This is a genomic window from Flavobacterium sp. MMLR14_040, from assembly GCF_033657265.1.
Classification (GTDB): Bacteria; Bacteroidota; Bacteroidia; order Flavobacteriales; family Flavobacteriaceae; genus Flavobacterium.
Map to the genome: position 1 here is coordinate 32,333 of NZ_JAWVWO010000024.1, position 20,161 is coordinate 52,493.

The following is a 20,161-nucleotide window of genomic DNA, read 5'->3' on the forward strand; positions in this document are numbered from 1 at the left end:
ATTTCATTTAGATTACCTTTGTTTAGAATCAATATAAATAACTATGAGTAAAGCAATATATATAGCGACGAGCGATCAAAATAGCGGAAAATCGATTATTACACTCGGTTTAATGAGTATTTTGATTGGTAAAACGGCTAAAGTGGGTTATTTTAGGCCTATAATTGAAGATTTCGTCGATGGAGAACAAGACAATCATATCGAAACTGTTCTCTCATATTTTAACCTTGATATTAAGTTTGAAGAGGCATATGCCATTACAAAAAGCAAACTTATAAAGAAGAAAAATAAAGGAAAAATAGGTGAGGTTCTGGATCTTATTATCGAGAAATATAAAAAGCTGGAAGAACGTTTTGATTTTGTTCTTGTGGAAGGAACTAGCTTTACGGGAGAAGGAACTTCAATCGAACTGGATTTGAATGTTTTAATTGCAAAAAATCTCGGAATTCCTACCATAATTATCGGTTCAGGAGTTGGTAAAACATTAGAAGAACTTGTTGATAGTTTATACTTGGTTTATGATTCTTTCAAAATAAAAGAAGTTGAGGTTCTATCGGTTTTTGCCAATAAAGTTCAACCGGAAAATATAGAGCTGGTTACAAAAAGTCTACAGAAAAGTTTACCAGCGAATGTTTTGATCAATACAATTCCGCTTATTTCAAGTTTGAATAATCCGACAATGCAGGAAATTGTCAATGAGCTGGATGCCAAAGTTTTATTTGGAGAAAATTATCTGAACAATGAAATCGGACACTTCAGTGTAGGAGCCATGCAATTGCACAATTATTTAGTGCATTTGCATAATAATGCACTTGTAATTACTCCGGGAGATCGTTCTGATATTATTTTAGGTGCTTTACAAGCCAATGAATCAGCAAATTATCCAACTATTTCAGGAATTATTCTAACAGGAAATATTGTTCCCGAGGAAAGTATTTTAAAGCTTATTGAAGGACTTTCTGCTATTGTCCCGATTATTGCTGTTGATGGCGGAACGTATCATATTACAAACCGAATTGGTGCGATAAAATCTGAAATTTATGCCAACAACACCCACAAAATCGAAACCTCCATTACAACATTCGAAAAATATGTTGATAATGAAGCGTTATCTGAAAGATTAATCACTTTTGTACCGGAAGGAATGACACCAAAAATGTTTCAGTACAATATGGTGAAAAGAGCCAAACAGCATCGTAAGCATATTGTTTTGCCAGAAGGAAATGATGACCGAATTATCATGGCTGCTTCTAGATTATTAGATATGGATGTAGTTGATATTTCGATTATTGGAGATAAAAAACAAATTGAAAGTAAGGTTACAGAACTCGGAATCACATTTGATTTTTCGAAAGTAAATATTATAAATCCGAGCGAATCAAAAAATTATGAAGATTACGCCAATACTTATTATGAGCTTCGAAAAGCCAAAAATGTAAGTATTACAATGGCAAGAGATTTAATGGAAGATGTTTCGTATTTCGGAACCATGATGGTCTATAAAGGTCATGCTGACGGAATGGTTTCCGGAGCCGCGCATACCACACAACATACTATTTTGCCGGCATTACAATTCATTAAAACAAAACCAAATTCATCTGTAGTTTCATCCGTATTTTTTATGTGTCTGGAAGATCGGGTTTCTGTTTTTGGAGATTGTGCTATTAATCCAAATCCAACCGCAGAACAATTGGCAGAAATTGCAATTTCTTCGGCAGAATCGAGCTCAGCTTTCGGAATTGAGCCTAAAATTGCCATGCTTTCTTATTCTTCCGGTTCATCAGGAAAAGGGGATGAGGTAGAGAAAGTAAGAGCCGCAACTGAGATTGTAAAACAAAAACGTCCGGATTTAAAAATTGAAGGACCAATTCAATATGATGCCGCAGTCGATCGCGCCGTAGGAAAAAGCAAAATGCCGGATTCTGAAGTGGCAGGGCAGGCGAGCGTACTTATTTTCCCTGATTTAAATACAGGAAATAACACCTATAAAGCCGTGCAAAGAGAAACGGGAGCATTAGCCATCGGACCAATGTTACAAGGTTTAAACAAGCCCGTAAACGATTTAAGCCGTGGCTGTACTGTAGACGATATTATAAATACCGTTGTAATTACAGCAATTCAGGCGCAAGGACTTTAATTAATTAAAAATCTGGAATTAAAAATTAAAAATTTTGAACTTTGTGTCTAAAACATAAATATAACAGAGTGGGCTTAACTCCTCGTGGCAAAAACTAAAAAAATCCGTTTCTATCCGCGTTTTGCTTTAGCAATCTGTGTCATCCGCGTTCAAATTCACGTTCTTAAAAAAATATAGGCTTAAGCCTTTTAGTAAAAAAAACTTAGTGACTTAGTGCCTTCGTGGCAAAAACATAAAAAATGAAAATATTAATTATAAACTCAGGAAGTTCATCAATAAAATACCAATTAATGATTATGCCAACAAACGAAGTAATTTGTAGCGGTATGATTGATAGAATTGGTCTGGAAACTTCAAATGTTACGTTCAAAACAGCTTCAGATTCATTAGAAGAATTGCTTCCAATTGCGAACCATAAAGTAGGTTTGCAAAAAGTTGCCGATATGCTTTTAGATCCTGAAAAAGGAGTTATAAAATCGACTTCAGAAATTGGCGCAGTTGGACATCGTGTGGTACATGGGGGAAGTTATTTCTCTGATACAACAATTATAACAGAAGAAGTTAAAGAAAAAATAAAAGAACTTTCAGAATTAGCGCCTTTGCATAATCCGGCACATTTGGTTGGAATTACTGTTGCTGAAGAAATTTTTTCGGATGCAAAACAAGTCGCCGTTTTTGATACCGCTTTCCATCAGACAATTCCGGTTGAAGCTTACAAATATGCGATTCCAAATTATCTTTTAACAGAAAATAAAGTTCGTGTTTATGGTTTTCACGGAACAAGTCACAAATATGTATCCGAAAAAGCGATAGGTTATTTAGAAAATAATTCGAAAATAATCACAATTCACTTAGGAAACGGCTGTAGTATGACAGCGATTAAAGACGGAAAAAGCATCGATCATACCATGGGATTTTCTCCTGCAAATGGTTTGATTATGGGAACCCGCGCCGGAGATATCGATCAATCGGTTATTTTTTATCTGACTAAAAATTTAAATTATACTGCAGATGAAGTAAATGCAATTTTATTAAAACAAAGCGGAATGCTCGGACTTACAGGTTACAGCGATTTACGTGATATTGAAGGGGAAGCTGAAAAAGGAAATAAAGACTGTCAATTGGCTTTATTAATGAATGCTTACAGAATTAGAAAATATATCGGTTCATATACCGCAGCTTTAAATGGTCTGGATGCTATTATTTTTACTGCCGGAATTGGTGAAAATTCATCTTATATGCGAAAATTGGTTTGTACTGATATGGACTATTTTGGAATTGAATTAGATGAAGAAAAAAATCAGGTCCGTTCGAAATCGATCAGAGAAATTAGTAAGCCAAATTCAAAAACAAAAGTTTTGGTTATACCAACCGATGAAGAATATGAAATTGCCAATCAGGTTTATAAATTGCTTCATAACTAAAATTTAAAACACATTTATAAGTAAAAAGCTTCTCAGTCGAGGAGCTTTTTACATTATAGAAATTAAATATTTGTCATTATCTTTGAATATAAATCCGAATATTTTGAAATCGATACTTCTAAAATTATTTTTCTTCTTTTTCATCGCTTCTCAAATTCAAGCACAAGAATTACTTCCTTTCGTTGAAAATTATAATAAATCAGATTACCAGGGTGATAATCAAATTTGGAATGTTGCTCAGGGAAAAGATAATGCGATGTATTTTGCTAATAATCACTACTTATTGCGATATGATGGTGTAATGTGGGAAAAATATACATTGCCAAATAAAACCATTATTCGTTCGATTATGATCGAAGGCGATAAGATTTATTCCGGTTCATACAAAGAATTTGGTTATTGGTACAGGAAAGACGGTAAAATGCGATATGTTTCGATTACCAAAAATCTGCGTTTGTTTGATGAAAAAGATAACGAAGAAATCTGGAAAATTTTCAGATTTAATGGTTCTATTTACTTCCAGTCATTTAATGATGTTTTTATTTATAACGGAAAGCATATTCAAAAAATTAAATTTCCATTTCTAATTTCTTATTGTTTTGTAATTAATAAGAATGTTTACGTTGCTTCTGTTGAAAAAGGTCTTTTTAGGATGGATGGCTCAAAAATTTCCAATCCAAAAGGCTGGAATGTTTTAAAAAATACAGTTGTACATGCAATTGAAAAATATAATGACAAATTTTATATTTTTACTCAGAAAAAAGGAATTTTTATTATTGAAAATAACGGATTAAGGGCTTGGAATAATCCATTGAATGAAACATTAAAAGCAGCCACAATTAATGTTGCTAAATTTATAAAAACAAACAAACTCGTTATTGGAACCGGAAATAGGGGTGTTTTTATTTATGATTTTAATACAAACACTTATAAAAATATTGACAGGAGCAATGTTTTGATGAATAATTCTATTTTAAGTATCGGCTTTGATAAAGAAAATGATCTGTGGCTGGGATTAGATAACGGAATCGCGCATGTTGAAGTAAATTCTCCAATTTCCTTTTTTTATGACAATTCAGGAATGTTAGGATCAATTTATTCTGTTGCAACTACAAATAAAGGTTATTTAATTGCTTCAAATCATGGTGTTTTTGAATTTGGTGCAGATAATTTTAAAATGATTCCTAATACTCAGGGACAAGCCTGGAATATTACCAAAATAAATGATCAGTATATTATTGGTCACAATGACGGAACATTTTCTTATGAGAATGGTTTTTTAACCAAAATAAATAATGTAAGCGGTGGTTGGAATTTATCGAAAAGCAGTATTAATGATACTTATTTTCAATCGACTTACAGTGGCGTTTTGGTTTATGATAATCCCTTAGACCTTACTAAATATAAAATAATCAACGATCTTACTAAACCAATTAAATACGTTGCCCAAAATAAAAAGAATGAAATTTGGGCCGCAGATAATTATCGTGGTTTGTATCGTGTTTTATACGACGATAACTATAAAACTAAGAAAATTGAGAATGTAACCCAGCAAAGTAAAATCAAGAATGACTTTGGAGTTAAGATTTTTGAATTTAGAAATGAAATACTTTTCTTAATCAACAATTCATGGTATACGTATAATTCGATTACCAACAAGCTTGAAGAAAACGAATTGTTTAATGAAAATTTCAAGAACGTTTCTGATGTGATTGGTATAGATGAAGATCATTTTATGGTACTTCAGGAGGGAATTTTATACCATATATATGTTAAGGGAAATAAATTTGTATGGAATATTATTCAGGAGAAATATTATAAAGGAAAATTAATCAATGATAACCTCAGGATTTTTAAAAACAAGAATCATTATTTATTAAATCTTGATGATGGTTTTATTTCTCTTCAGTTGAAATATGAAAATAAGCAAAATACACAGATAAAAGTTGAAGCTTTTAATGATGGAAATTTAATTCCGGATGATTCTAAAATTAAATATAACACCGAGCTGAAAATTAATGTTATATCTGGAATCTATGGAGCCAGTAAACCAAATTTGTTTTATAAATTAAATAATAGCAAAGATTTTAATTCAATTTCAGATGGATTGATTTTGCTGAATAATTTGAGCAGCGGCTATCATTCAATAGTAATCTATAAACATGATGGCGCTAATTATGACAAAGTTTCAGGTTTGGAATTTAAGGTAGCTCAGCCCTGGTACTTTTCTTTTTGGATGATCTTACTATATCTTTTAATAATTGGAGCGGTTTTATTTTTCTATTACAAATGGAATAAACTGCGTTATATGCAAAAATTAAAATTGCAGGCGGAGGAATTAAAACATCAAAGAGAAATTCTTGAAATGGAGTTGAAGGCTGAAAACGAATTAAATATTCAGGAGTATGAAAAACACATTTTAGAATTGGAACTACAAACAAAATCATCCGAAGTTGCTGGAAAATCATTGTCTATAGCCAAACAAAGTGAGATGATTGAAAATATTCAAAGCATTTTGGATTCTGAAAAAGATTTTAACAAACTTAAAAGTGAAATTAAAAAAGCGATTAAGATAAATGAAGTCAATAAACACGAATGGGAAATTTTTGAAACCAATCTGAACCAAATCCACAACGAGTTCATTATAAATCTTTCAAAGAAGTTTCCAAATCTAACTCCAAAAGACATAAAATTGTGTGTTTATCTTAAAATGAATCTTTCATCCAAAGAAATTGCACCGATGATGAATATCTCTTTCAGAGGTGTAGAATTACACAGATATCGCCTAAGAAAGAAATTAAATCTGGCTCAGGAAGAAAATCTGTCAAAGTTTTTATTAAGTCTGTAAGATTCGCATTTATTTTTTACATATTTTATATTTTTCTACATCATTTTTTATAGAATTACAATACATCATTACTACATCATAAGGTAATCTTAAGGAAAATAATTTAACATTTAAAATACTGAAAATTAATAGTATACATAAATGTTTTAACACAATGATGTAGCTATGTAGTAGTGGTATTTGATGTACTACAACGTTGTAATTGTTTAATTTGGCTCTACTAACTTAAACGATTACGAACTGTATGAAAAATTTTATTTTTAGCTTTTTAGCATTCTTGCTTCTTCCGGCTTATATGTCTGGACAAGCAATTAAAGGAAAAGTAGTAGACAGTAGCGGAATGGGAATTCCCGGAGCAGTTATTAGCGCTCCCAATTCACGAACTTCTGCTGATGCTGATTTCGACGGAAATTTTACAATAAATGCTAAAGTGGGTGAGATTATAAAAATCTCAATGCTGGGTTTCGACGCTGTATCTGTACCCGCAACAGCAGAACCAATGTCAATTACATTAAAAGAATCAGGTGATACTGCCTTGAAAGAAGTTGTAGTAATTGGATACGGTACAAGAAAGAAAATTGATAATACTTCGGCAATTACTTCATTAAAAGCAGAAGATGTTACAAGAACAAAGGTTTTAAATGCTTCTCAGGCTATCCAGGGTAAAGCAGCTGGGGTTCAGGTAACTTCTTCAGATGCTCCTGGAAGTACACCTTCTGTAGTTATTAGAGGTTTGGGTACTGCATTAGGAGGAAGAAATCCTCTGTATATTGTTGATGGTATGCCAACGGAAAACATCAATAATATCAATACAAATGATATTACTTCTTATGAAATTCTAAAAGATGCTTCGTCTCTTGCTATTTATGGTACCAGAGCTGCAAATGGGGTTATCATTATTACTACTAAAAAAGGTAAAGGAGGAGATAAAGTTTCTGTAGAAATTGAAAGTTTTGGTGGTATTAGAACACCGCTTAAGAAAGTAAAAATGGCGGATGCTAATCAATATGCAAGCTATTCTAATGCTTCTTTAGGGACGAACAGATTCTCTACAAATCAGCCTGTTAATACAAATTGGTTTGATGAAATTACTAGAACTGGTACTTACACTCAAAATAATATTTCTATTTCAGGAGGTTCAGAAACTGTTAAATATTTTTTTAGTGCAGGTAACTATCAGGAAAAAGCGATTCTTAACGGATTAGATTACAGCCGTACAAATTTTAGAAATAACAATGAATTTAAGCTTTCTAAAAAAATCACTATAAATCAGAACTTTAGCTTTACATCAGCCAATTCTACACCAAAACCGTTAAGTGCATTTACAAATGCATACAAACAATCATCAATTGTTCCGGTGCGTTTTGCTAATGGTCAGTATGGTGCGCCTTTTGCAGATGCAAGCGGAGTGGCAAGCCCAACAGGAACTTCATTTAACAATGTTGGAAATCCTGTATCACAATTAGATTTTTACAATGAAGAACAGAGAAGTATTACACTTCAGGGTGGTTTGAAATTGGATTATGAAATCTTAGAAGGTTTAAAATTTACTTCACAGTTTAATGGTGAATACTATACCTGGAAAAATTATAATTTTGAGGATACTAAAAATGTTTGGTTAGCAGCTAATCCAACTCGTAAAGATGCTGATTATTCAAGTACTGATCCTATCAATTTATTAACTAGAGGAAGAGAGCAGTATTTTAACTGGAACTTGTCTAACTACTTGACTTATAATAAAGTATTTGCTCAAGTTCACGATGTTGAATTAACAGCAGGTATTGAAACTTCTGTTAAAGGTCCAAGAGAAAAGTTAGTAATCACCAGAAAAAATGTGAGTCCTGATTCTAACTATTGGTCTTTATATAATGCAACAGATGCAAAAGGTGTAGATTATTCTGGTACTGTTACAAATTTACAAGATATCGTATTTAATGAGAGTAAATTAGCATCTTATTTTGGACGTTTCCAATACAAATTAATGGACAGATACTTAGTAACCGGAACTATTAGACGTGATGGGTCTTCAAACTTTGCAAAAGATTACCGTTGGGGAACTTTCCCATCTGTTGGTCTTGGATGGATTATGACTAAAGAAAGTTTCCTGTCAGATATTAAAGGAGTGGACTTAATCAAATTAAGAGGTAGCTGGGGTAAATTGGGTAACCAAAATGTACCATTAAACAGTCAAAGTTATAATTCTGGATTAAATAGTTATTTAGGAGGTTCTATTTTATATGAAGGATCAAGTATAACTTCTCAAATTGACCCGTCTTTAACATGGGAAATTACTGAAGAGGCTTCTGCTGGTGTAGACTTCGAATTTTTAGGCAACAGATTAAAAGGATCATTTGACGTTTATGACAAAAATACAGATAACGTAATTTTATATGTAAAACCTTATCCAACTTCTGGAATTACCACAGCTTCTCCTTCTCACGTTGGTGAAGTTTCAAACAAAGGTTATGAAATTGCTTTACGTTGGGATGATAAAATTAATGATGATTTAAGCTACTGGGTTGGAGGTAACTTCTCACACAACAAAAATGAACTTACAAGCTTAAAAGATGTTTCATTATCTCAGGTTATTGGAGGTAATTTAGGAAATGGTCAGGATACTAAATTGTTATATAACAACTCAATTGGTCAGCCATTAGGTAGTTTTTATCTTTATGAATATGCAGGTGTAGATCCGGCAAATGGAAACATGCTTTATTACAACGCTGCTGGCGCTAAAGTAACTCAGGATGCTTTATCTGCAACAACTGATAAAAAATATGTAGGTTCAATTTTGCCAAAAGCAAACTACGGGGTCTCTTTAGGATTAGTCTACAAAAACATTGATTTCTCAGTTGATGGATATGGAACTGGAGGAGCAAAAGTATATAATGGTAAAAAGGCACAGCGTTTTGGAGGCGAAAATATCGAAGCTTCTATGACAAATGATTATTGGACGGCAACAAATGCAACATCGCCAAATCCAGCACCATTTAATATTGTTCCTGTTGCTTCAACTTACTACATGGAATCTGCAGATTTTTTTAGAATCAACAATATCACTGTAGGTTACAAACTTCCTCTTAAAGAAGATCAATTTATTAGTTCTTGTCGAATTTATTTTAATGCTATTAACCCGTTTATTACACAAAAATTTTCTGGTTTTTCACCTGAGTTAAATGGAGATGGTAATCCTTACGGAACACAAGGTGTTGAATTGGATGCTTACCCAACATTAAGATCATTTGTAATTGGCGCTAATTTAAAATTTTAATATTATGAAAAAGATATATATATCACTCTTCGTGTTATCAGCATTTACTTTTACAGGATGTGCAGATGATTACTTAGATGTTAAACAAACTGAGACTATTTCGACAAATGATATCGAGTTGTTTAACAATGACAACGGTGCAAAAACCTTTGTTACCTCAATTTACAGTAAGTTTTTAGATTGGGATATGAGTTCATTCGGATGGATTGGATTAGCCAGTATTACATCTGATGATGCTGATAAAGGTTCAACTCCAAGTGATACAGGTACTGATAAAGATGTTTTGGACGCCTTAACTTATAATGCGTCAAATCCATCTGCTGAAAGTACTTTTAATGCAAACTATGACGGAATCAACAGATGTAATCAGGCATTAGCAATTCTACCTAAATTAGACAAAGCTGATCCTGCATTAAGAGAAAGATTAATGGCTGAGGCAAAATTTTTAAGAGCTTTTATGTATTTTACTCTAGTAAAATGTTATGGAGGAGTTCCAATTGTAGATCACGTTTCGAGTATTCCATTATCAGCAGAAGATAAAGCAATGCAGTTAACTCGTAAAACAACTGCTGAAGTTTATGCTTTTATTGAAAAAGATTTAACGGAGGCTGCAGCAGTTTTACCAAATAAATCTCAATATGCTGATGCTGAAAAAGCAAGAGCTTCAAAAGGTGCAGCTTATGCTTTATTAGCAAAAGTAAGTTTATATCAGAAAAAATGGCAAAATGTTGTTGACAACTGTAATCAGGTTACCGGATATATTATTTCTCCTGATTATGCTAAAATGTTCAGATTAGAAGGAGAAAATGATGGAGAATCTATTTTTGAAATAAACGGTAATGGTGCAGTACCAGCCCGTGGAATTCAGGGATATTCTAATACTCAAGGTGTTCGTGATGCATGGGGATGGGGATTCAATCAGCCTTCTCAAAGTTTAGTAAATGCTTATGAAGCTGGAGATGTTAGAAAAGATGCAACAATTATTTTTAGAGGTACTACTTTATACGACGGAAGAGTAATTCCTGTAATTAGTGAGGACGATCCTAATCCGAGATATAATTATAAAGCATATTCTTCTGCATATACAAGTGCATGGGAAACAGATGCTAATATTAAATATTTAAGATACGCTGAAGTGTTATTAATGAAAGCGGAAGCTTTAAATGAATTAGGGCAAACTTCAGAAGCAATTCCATTGTTAAATATAATCAGACACAGGGCTGGTTTAGGTGATACTCCGGCAACTTCTCAGGCAGCAGTTAGAACTGCAATATATAAAGAAAGAAGAGTTGAGTTAGCTTTTGAATTTGACAGATTCTTTGATTTAGTTAGAACTGGTCAGGCAAAAGATGCTTTTGCTGCAGATGGAAAAGTATTTACAGTCGGTAAAAATGAGGTATTCCCAATTCCGGCATCTTTCATTCTAATATCAGAAGGAATGTCTTCTCAAAATCCTGGTTACAATTAATATTCTAAATATCACTTCCTTCTGGTTTCTGGAAGGAAGTGATTATTTACAAATTCCCATAATTTTTTCATAATGATTAGAATTTCAGTTTTATTATTAGTTTTTAGCTTTTTTGGTTGCGGATCAAATTCCGAAAAATCAAAAGAAAATGAAGGAGAAAATACTGCAACTGTAAAATTAACAGATGAACAACTTTTAGATGCTGTTCAAAAACAAACCTTTAAATATTTCTGGGATTATGCTGAACCAAACTCTGGGTTAGCCAGAGAACGTTATCATCCGGATGGAGTTTATCCTGAAAATGATTCGAATATTGTAACAACAGGAGGTTCTGGTTTTGGATTGATGGCGCTTGTTTCTGGAATGTCTGAAGGTTATATTACCAAAGATCAAGGTGTTGAAAGATTAAACAAAATTGCAGATTTTTTAGGCAAAGCCGATCGTTTTCATGGAGCATGGTCACATTGGATAGACGGAAATACAGGAAAAGTAAAGCCTTTTGGAACCAAGGATAATGGTGGAGACTTAGTTGAAACTTCATTTTTGGTTGCGGGAATGATTACGGTTCGCGAATATCTAAAAGACGGTTCTGAAAAAGAAAAAGCAGTAGCTCAAAAATATGACGCACTTTGGAAAGGAGTGGAGTGGAACTGGTACACAAACAACAAAAATGTTCTATACTGGCACTGGTCACCAACATATGCATGGCAAATGAATTTTGCATTAGAAGGATACAATGAATGTTTAATTACTTACGTAATGGCAGCTTCTTCTCCAACACATGCAATTGATGCAAAAGTATACCACGAAGGCTGGGCAAGAAGCGGAGGAATTGTTTCATCAAAAACAAAATACAATCTTCCGTTAATTTTAAAACATAACGGAGCAGAAGAATTTGGAGGTCCGTTATTCTGGGCGCATTATTCTTATGTCGGACTTGATCCAACTCAATTGAGCGATAAATATGCTAATTACTGGGATTTGAATGTCAATCAAACCAAAATCAATTATGAATATTGTGTAGAGAATCCTAAGAAAGGATATAGTGCTGATTATTGGGGATTAAGCGCTTCGTATTCAAGAAATCCTGATGGTTCAATTGGGTATAATGCACATATGCCGAGCAATGATCAGGGCGTGATGTCGCCAACTGCTGCTATAAGCTCGATTGTTTATACGCCAAAAGAATCAATGGCTGTAATTCGTAATTTATACGATAATCATAAAAAAGAAACCTGGGGAAATGCCGGTTTTTATGATGCTTTGAGTTTACAGAATAATAACTGGGTTGCAAAACGATATTTAGCAATCGATCAGGGACCAGAAGTTGTGATGATCGAAAATTACAGAACTGGATTATTATGGAAATTATTTATGAATGCTCCCGAAGTAAAACAAGGTTTAGTAAAACTTGGATTTAAATCAGGTAAATACGGTTTTTAATGGTATTTAAAATTAAAAATAGTTTAGCATTAGTGATGTTTCTTTTTTCTGTGGCAAGTTTTGCACAAACTGACACGAACGGAAAACTAAAAACGGTTGTGGTGGCCAATTATGAATTAGGTTACGTTTTACATAAACCCGCCAATACAAAGGAGAAAAAACCTTTAATAGTTTTTATTTCAGGTGATGGAGAAAAAGGAACTGACATTGAAAAAGTAAAAATTCATGGGCCTTTAAAATATTTAAAAACACATCAATTAGATGCCTATGTTTTGGCTCCGCAATGTAAGGAAGGTGAAAAATGGAGTATTGAATCTATTTATGAATTGATTTTAAAAATTCAGAAAGAAAACAAAATAGATCCTGACAGAATTTATGTTACAGGTTTAAGTTCCGGAGGCTGGGCAGCGTGGAATTTGGCACTTTCGTATCCGGATATGTTTGCAGCAATAGTTCCTATTTCTGGTTTTGTTGATTTAATTGAATTAGAAAGTGCTTGTAAAATAGCCAATATTCCAACCAGAATTTATCACGGATTAGTGGATGATGTGGTAAAAGTAGATTATGCAATTGCGATTTACAAAGAATTAAAAAAATGCAATGCAAAAGATGTTCAGCTGACCATTTTTGATGATGCCGGTCACGATAGCTGGACAAGAGTTTATGACAATCCGGAAATTTATCACTGGATGTTTAAACAGATGAAAACAAATACAAATAAATAAAAACAATAGAATGAAAAAGAAATTAGTCTTACTATTTTTAGGATGTGCTGTTTTGGGTTACGCCCAAAAAAAGAACACTAAAAATGCAGTAAAAATGAAACCGAAATCTGAGTTTGTAGCCGAGTTAATTTCAAAAATGACTTTAGACGAAAAACTAGGGCAGTTAAATTTACCTACATCTGGTGATATTACTACAGGACAAGCTAATAGTTCTAATGTTGCAAAAAATATTGCCGAGGGAAAAGTTGGAGGTTTATTCAATATCAAATCGGTACAAAAAATTAAAGAAGTTCAAAAAATTGCTGTCGAAAAAAGCCGCTTGAAAATTCCGTTACTTTTTGGTATGGATGTTATTCACGGTTACGAAACTACATTCCCAATTCCGTTAGGATTATCTTGTACATGGGATATGAATTTGATCGAAAGAAGTGCCCAGATTGCTGCTCAGGAAGCAAGTGCAGACGGAATTAACTGGACGTTTTCACCAATGGTTGACATATCACGTGATCCTCGCTGGGGAAGAGTTTCTGAAGGTTCAGGTGAAGATCCTTATTTAGGAAGCCAAATCGCAAAAGCGATGGTAAACGGTTACCAACAACGCGATCTTTCGAAAAACAATTCGATTTTGGCTTGTGTAAAACACTTCGCTTTATACGGAGCTCCAGAAGCAGGACGTGATTACAATACAGTTGATATGAGTCATATCAGAATGTTTAACGATTATTTCCCTCCATACAAAGCAGCTGTTGATGCTGGTGTTGGATCGGTTATGGCTTCTTTTAATGAAGTTGACGGAATTCCTGCAACGGGAAACAAATGGTTAATGACCGATGTTTTGAGAAAACAATGGGGTTTTAAAGGTTTCGTTGTAACAGATTTTACAGGAATTCCTGAAATGATCGAACACGGTATGGGAAATCTACAAGATGTATCAGCTTTATCTTTAAATGCCGGTGTTGAAATGGATATGGTTGGAGAAGGTTTCTTAACCACTTTGAAAAAATCATTAGATGAAAACAGAGTTACTATTTCACAAATTGACAATGCGGTAAGACTTATTTTAGAAGCAAAATATGACTTAGGATTATTTGAAGATCCTTATAAATATTGCGATGAAAAAAGAGCTAAAACAGAGATTTTTACTGCAAGCAGCAGAAAAGAAGCAAGATCAATTTCTGCTCAGTCATTGGTTTTATTAAAAAATCAAAATCAGGTTTTACCTCTTAAAAAATCTGGAACTATTGCACTTATCGGACCATTGGCAGATGCAAAAGAAAACATGCCGGGAACCTGGAGTGTAGCTACAAAAATGGAAAATGCAGTTTCATTATTAGCTGGAATTAAAGAGGTTGCAGGAGCATCAACGAAAGTGTTATATGCAAAAGGAAGCAATTTAGATTATGATGAAACTTTTGAAACAAATGCTACAATGTTTGGTAAAACCTTACATCGTGATGCACGTTCGAAAGAAGAATTATTAGCTGAAGCTTTAAAAGTTGCCAATCAGTCAGATGTAATTGTGGCGGCACTGGGAGAATCTGCTGAAATGAGCGGAGAATCAAGCAGCCGTACTAATTTAGAAATTCCACAAGCGCAAAAAGATTTATTAAACGCGTTATTAAAAACAGGAAAACCAGTTGTTTTGGTATTGTTTGATGGTCGTCCGTTAGTTATAACAGACGAGGAAAAAACAGTTCCGGCAATTTTAAATGCATGGTTCGCCGGTACAGAAGCAGGTTACGCTATTGCCGATGTTTTATTTGGAGATGTAAATCCTTCCGGAAAATTGACAACAACTTTCCCTAGAAGCGTAGGACAAGTGCCAATTTATTACGCACACAAAAATACGGGAAGACCACTTTCTAATACAGAAGGAAAATTTGAAAAATTCAGATCAAATTATATCGATGAAAGAAACGAGCCATTATTTCCATTTGGATTTGGTTTAAGTTATACTTCTTTCGAATATTCAAATCCGAAAATTTCATCTGATAAAATGAATTTCAGCGGAAAATTAAAAGTTACCGTTGATGTTGCAAATACAGGAAATTATGACGGTAAAGAAACCGTTCAGTTATATATCAGAGATTTAGTTGGTTCGGTAACAAGACCAGTTAGAGAATTGAAAAACTTTCAAAAAATAACCCTTAAAAAAGGGGAAAAACAAACAGTAACTTTTGAAATTACTGTTGAAGATTTAAAATTTTATAATTCTGATTTACAATTCGTAGCAGAACCTGGACAGTTTGATGTTTTCGTTGGTGGAAATTCAAATGCCGATAAGAAAGTTAGTTTTGAGTTAACTAAATAATTGGTTTGTTAATTAGAAATTGCCCTTCGTACTGGTTATACGGAGGGCTTTTTTATAGTTTTTTAGTCTTAAAATGTATTAAAATTAGTACGGATTTTTAAATCAATAAAAACTCAAATTTTTCAAATAATTTAATTTTTCTATCCAATGAAAACCATTAAAATATCTAAAATATTCCTGTTTCTGTTTGCAATAGTTGTTTTGTCTTCTTGCACGGCAAAGAAAAATGCGATTGTTGCGCATCGCGGAGCATGGAAAACAAATAATCTTCCTGAAAATTCAATTGCTTCACTTCGACATGCGATTGATTTAAAATTGGCCGGTTCAGAGTTTGATGTATGGCGAACAGCCGATGATTCATTGGTAATCAATCATGACGCGCATTATAACAAACTTCTTATTGAAGAAACGAATTATGCCGACTTAATAAAATTCAAACTTTCAAACGGAGAGAAACTGCCTACTTTGTATGAATATATCACGGAAGGCAAAAAAAATAATAACCACACATTTTTGGTCTGTGAAATAAAACCTTCGGAAATAAGCAAAGAAAGGGGAAAGAAAACAGCACTAAAAACAGTTGAAACGATCAAAAAGCTTAAAGCCGATAAAATTACGGGCTATATCAGTTTTGATTATGACATTCTGAAACAAATTAGAGAAATCGACCCTAAAACTTCTTTGCAATATCTGGAAGGAAATAAATCTCCAAAAGAAGTCAAATTAGACAATATAACGGGTGTGGATTTTCATTATTCAGTTTTTGAAAAACATCCGGAATGGATCAAAGAAGCTAAAGAAAATAATATAACACTAAATGTCTGGACGGTTAATGATCCTAAAATAATGGATTGGATTATCGAAAATAAATTCGATTATATCACAACCAATGAACCGGAATTATTGACGGAAAGAGTAAAGAATAAAGAATAAAGAATAAAGAATAAAGAATAAAGAATAAAGAATAAAGAATAAAGATTTAGAACTTAAGCGTTAAGAATACTTTTAAAAAATAACTCATAACGAATAACTCATAACATAAAAATAAAGAAATGCATAAACTATCATCTATATCGCTTTTGTTGCTTTTGATAGGATTTAATATCTCGGCGCAAAATTCCATTCCTGGAAAAACAGAATGGTTTGATCCTAATAAACCGACTTCAACCTATTGTAATCCAATAAATATTGGATACAATTACACGACTTTTAAGCACAACGGAATTCCTGAATCGCGTCGTTCAAGTGCGGATCCTGTTATCATTACTTATAAAGGCGAATATTATTTATTTGCTACAAATCAGGCAGGTTTCTTTTGGAGTAAGGACATGTCTGACTGGAAATTTGTATACGGAAGTTTTCAGAGACAGCCCGGAGATGATGACCAGTGTGCCCCTGCTGCGTGGGTGGTAAACGATACTTTGTTTTATGTTGGTTCAACATGGAAAAAAGATCATCCGATTTGGAAAACAGCCGATCCAAAGTCAGGAAAATGGTTGCGACATGTGGATAAAGCAATGTTACCAACCTGGGATCCTGCTATTTTTCAGGATGATGATAAAAAAGTATATATGTACTACGGTTCAAGCGGAAAATTACCACTTGTAGGTGTAGAAGTAGATTATAAAACATGGTTGCCAAAAGGAAATCAGGCAGATTATGCACAATTGTACGCAGCGACAGAAGTTGAGGATATTCAAAAACCTTACGGTCAGGCAAAAGCGGTTGTGAGTTTAGATCCTGCTTCACACGGTTGGGAACGTTTTGGACCTAATAATGATATGGAACCTGCACCTTGGGGTAATTTTATTGAGGGTGCATGGATGACCAAACACAACGGTAAATATTACATGCAATACGGTGCTCCCGCAACTGAATTTAAAGGATATGCAAACGGAGTTCATGTGGGTAATAGTCCGTTAGGGCCATTTGTGTATCAAAAACACAATCCGATGTCATATAAACCCGGAGGATTTGTAATTGGTGCCGGACACGGAAATACTTTTGCAGATATTTATGGAAATTATTGGAATACCGGAACATGCAAAATCTCAATAAAAGACCGTTTTGAGCGTCGTATTGATATGTTTCCTGCCGGATTTGATAAAGATGATGTCATGTATTCGAACACCTCTTACGGAGATTTTCCAATAAAACTTCCGACGGAACAACGCAATCACGAAAATGGAGCTTCTTCGGGGTGGATGCTTTTATCTTATAAAAAACCAGTAACCGTTTCTTCTTCTGAAGATTGTATGGAAGTGGAAACACACAGAATGGATAATGGAGGCAAAAAAGTCTATGAAAAATTCTGTTATGGTGCTAATAATTTAACAGACGAAAATATTCAAACCTATTGGTCGGCAAAAACAAGTAATCCGGGTGAATGGTTACAGCTTGATTTAGGAAGAAAAATGCAGATAAATGCGTTGCAAATCAATTATGCCGATCATAAGGCAACACAATACAATAAAGCGATGGATATTTATTATCAGTATAAAATATTCATGTCTGATGATGCTGTAAACTGGACATTAGTTGTAGATAAATCTCAAAATGATAAAGATGCTCCGCATGATTATGTTGAATTAACAAAACCAATTGAAGCTCGTTACATTAAAATGGAAAACATTCATAATGCTTCGGGATTATTTGCCGTTTCAGATTTCAGGGTTTTTGGAAACGGATTAGCAGCAAAACCAAAAGCAGTATCTGGTTTTAAAGTAAATAGAAATACCAAAGATTCCCGTAATGCAATGATTTCCTGGAAAAAACAAACGGATGCAATTGGATACAATATTTATTACGGAATTGCTCCGGATAAATTATACAATACCATTATGGTTTATGATGAAAGCACGTATGATTTTAGAGGTTTGGATAAAGGCACAAAATATTATTTTACGGTTGAAGCTTTTAACGAAAATGGGATTAGTACAAAAACAAAGCTTATTGAAGTAAAATAGTTTTGTAACTATTTTTTATAAAAGGTTCACTAAAATCTCCCTGAGTTATAAAAAGAATTTTGTTCCTTTGTAGGGCTATCAAAAGCAAATTAAGTAACCCGAAAAAAGCCATTAAACCTATGAAAAAAACAATTCTTTTAACTGCATTAGTTTTAAGCGGATTGACATCTTTTGCCCAGTCAAATGATGAAAAAAACATTAAATTATTTTATAAAAAGGCCTTAACCGAGTCTAAAGCTTACACTTGGTTAGAGTATTTATCTAACGATATTGGAGCTCGTTTATCGGGATCTCAAAACGCACAGCTGGCTGTTAATTATACTAAATCTCAGCTTGAAAGCTTAGGACTTGATAAAGTGTATTTACAAGAAGTTATGGTTCCGCATTGGGTTCGTGGCGAAAAAGAAAGCGCTTTTATCCTAAACGGAAAAGTTAAAACTGCTGTGCCAATTTGTGCTTTGGGAGGATCTGTTGCAACTGCAAAAACAGGACTTACGGCAGAAGTTGTAGAAGTTCAGGGAATTAAGGAACTTGCCGAATTAGGAGATAAAGTAAAAGGAAAAATTGTGTTTTTTAACAGACCAATGAATCCGGAAAACATAGAAACTTTCATTTCATACGGAGCTTGTGTTGATCAAAGATTTGCTGGTGCAAAAGAAGCGGCTAAACTTGGAGCAGTAGGAACAATTGTTCGTTCGATGAATTTGCGTTTAGATGATTTTCCTCATACAGGCGCGCAAAGTTATGGTGATTTGCCAAAAGAGCAATATATTCCAACAGCGGCGATTAGTACAAACGGAGCTGAATTATTAAGTGCAACCTTAAAAAGCAATCCGTCTTTAAAATTTTATTTCAAACAATCTTGTGAAACTTTGCCAGATGCATTATCATACAATGTAATTGGAGAATTAACAGGGACAGTAACTCCGGAAAACATTCTGGTTGTTGGCGGTCACTTAGATTCTTGGGATCTGGCTGATGGTTCTCAGGATGATGGAGCAGGAGTAGTACAAAGTATGGAAGTAGTTCGCATTCTTAAAAATTTAAACTACAAACCTAAAAATACAATTCGTGTAGTTTTATTTATGAATGAAGAGAATGGCGGAAAAGGTGGAGCGAAATACGAAGAAGTTTCAAAACAAAAAAATGAGAACCATATTTTTGCTTTAGAAAGTGATTCAGGCGGGTTTTCACCAAGAGGTTTTTCAATTGAAGCAGACGATGCGAACCTAAAAAAAATACAAGGATTTAGAGATTTTTTTGAGCCTTATTTAGTTCATAGTTTTACAATTGGACATGCAGGATCTGATATTAGCCATTTAACATCGAAAGCGATTGTTAAAGCTGGTTTAAAACCTGATTCTCAACGTTATTTCGATTATCACCACGCTGCAAACGACAAATTTGATGCTGTTAATAAAAGAGAATTAGAACTTGGAGCAGCAACAATGACAAGCTTACTTTATTTATTAGACCAAACCGGAATTGAAATGCCGAAGGCTAATTAATTTCAAGTAGATATTTACAAAAAAAGCCGTCTCAAATACGTTTGAGACGGCTTTTTTAAT

At 33.6% G+C, this 20,161-nt stretch carries 11 protein-coding genes; all 11 read left to right on the forward strand.

Annotation, left to right across the window (positions count from 1 at the left end):
* Window positions 1-43: 43 nt before the first annotated feature.
* Window positions 44-2,137 carry a phosphate acetyltransferase gene (pta, locus tag SD960_RS21175; protein WP_318805857.1) on the forward strand — a complete coding sequence of 698 codons (2,094 nt, stop codon included), beginning with the start codon at window positions 44-46 and terminating at the stop codon, window positions 2,135-2,137.
* Window positions 2,138-2,376: 239 nt separating this feature from the next.
* The gene (locus SD960_RS21180) at window positions 2,377-3,561 is read left to right on the forward strand and encodes an acetate kinase (RefSeq protein WP_318805858.1); all 1,185 of its coding nucleotides are present in this window, start codon (window positions 2,377-2,379) and stop codon (window positions 3,559-3,561) included.
* A 103-nt stretch (window positions 3,562-3,664) separates the two neighbouring features.
* Window positions 3,665-6,409, forward strand: a complete 2,745-nt coding sequence (locus SD960_RS21185; RefSeq protein ID WP_318805859.1) for a LuxR C-terminal-related transcriptional regulator — start codon at window positions 3,665-3,667, stop codon at window positions 6,407-6,409.
* 244 nt (window positions 6,410-6,653) lie between these two features.
* Window positions 6,654-9,680 (forward strand): SusC/RagA family TonB-linked outer membrane protein, encoded by a 3,027-nt coding sequence (locus SD960_RS21190; protein ID WP_318805860.1) that lies wholly within the window; start codon window positions 6,654-6,656, stop codon window positions 9,678-9,680.
* 4 nt (window positions 9,681-9,684) lie between these two features.
* Window positions 9,685-11,148, forward strand: coding sequence for a RagB/SusD family nutrient uptake outer membrane protein (locus SD960_RS21195; RefSeq protein ID WP_318805861.1), 1,464 nt, complete (start codon window positions 9,685-9,687; stop codon window positions 11,146-11,148).
* Window positions 11,149-11,220: 72 nt separating this feature from the next.
* A complete protein-coding gene (locus tag SD960_RS21200) occupies window positions 11,221-12,591 on the forward strand; it encodes a glucoamylase family protein (protein WP_318805862.1) in 1,371 nt (456 codons plus the stop codon).
* On the forward strand, window positions 12,591-13,316 hold the full coding sequence (locus tag SD960_RS21205) for a prolyl oligopeptidase family serine peptidase (RefSeq protein ID WP_318805863.1): 726 nt from the start codon (window positions 12,591-12,593) through the stop codon (window positions 13,314-13,316). Before SD960_RS21200 ends, SD960_RS21205 begins: the two co-directional genes overlap by 1 nt.
* Window positions 13,317-13,326: 10 nt before the next feature.
* Window positions 13,327-15,627, forward strand: coding sequence for a beta-glucosidase BglX (gene bglX, locus SD960_RS21210; RefSeq protein WP_318805864.1), 2,301 nt, complete (start codon window positions 13,327-13,329; stop codon window positions 15,625-15,627).
* A gap of 147 nt (window positions 15,628-15,774) precedes the next feature.
* Window positions 15,775-16,560, forward strand: a complete 786-nt coding sequence (locus SD960_RS21215) for a glycerophosphodiester phosphodiesterase family protein (RefSeq protein WP_318805865.1) — start codon at window positions 15,775-15,777, stop codon at window positions 16,558-16,560.
* A 119-nt stretch (window positions 16,561-16,679) separates the two neighbouring features.
* On the forward strand, window positions 16,680-18,593 hold the full coding sequence (locus SD960_RS21220; RefSeq protein ID WP_318805866.1) for a discoidin domain-containing protein: 1,914 nt from the start codon (window positions 16,680-16,682) through the stop codon (window positions 18,591-18,593).
* A 119-nt stretch (window positions 18,594-18,712) separates the two neighbouring features.
* Window positions 18,713-20,101, forward strand: a complete 1,389-nt coding sequence (locus tag SD960_RS21225) for a M20/M25/M40 family metallo-hydrolase (protein ID WP_318805867.1) — start codon at window positions 18,713-18,715, stop codon at window positions 20,099-20,101.
* The last annotated feature ends 60 nt before the right edge of the window (window positions 20,102-20,161 follow it).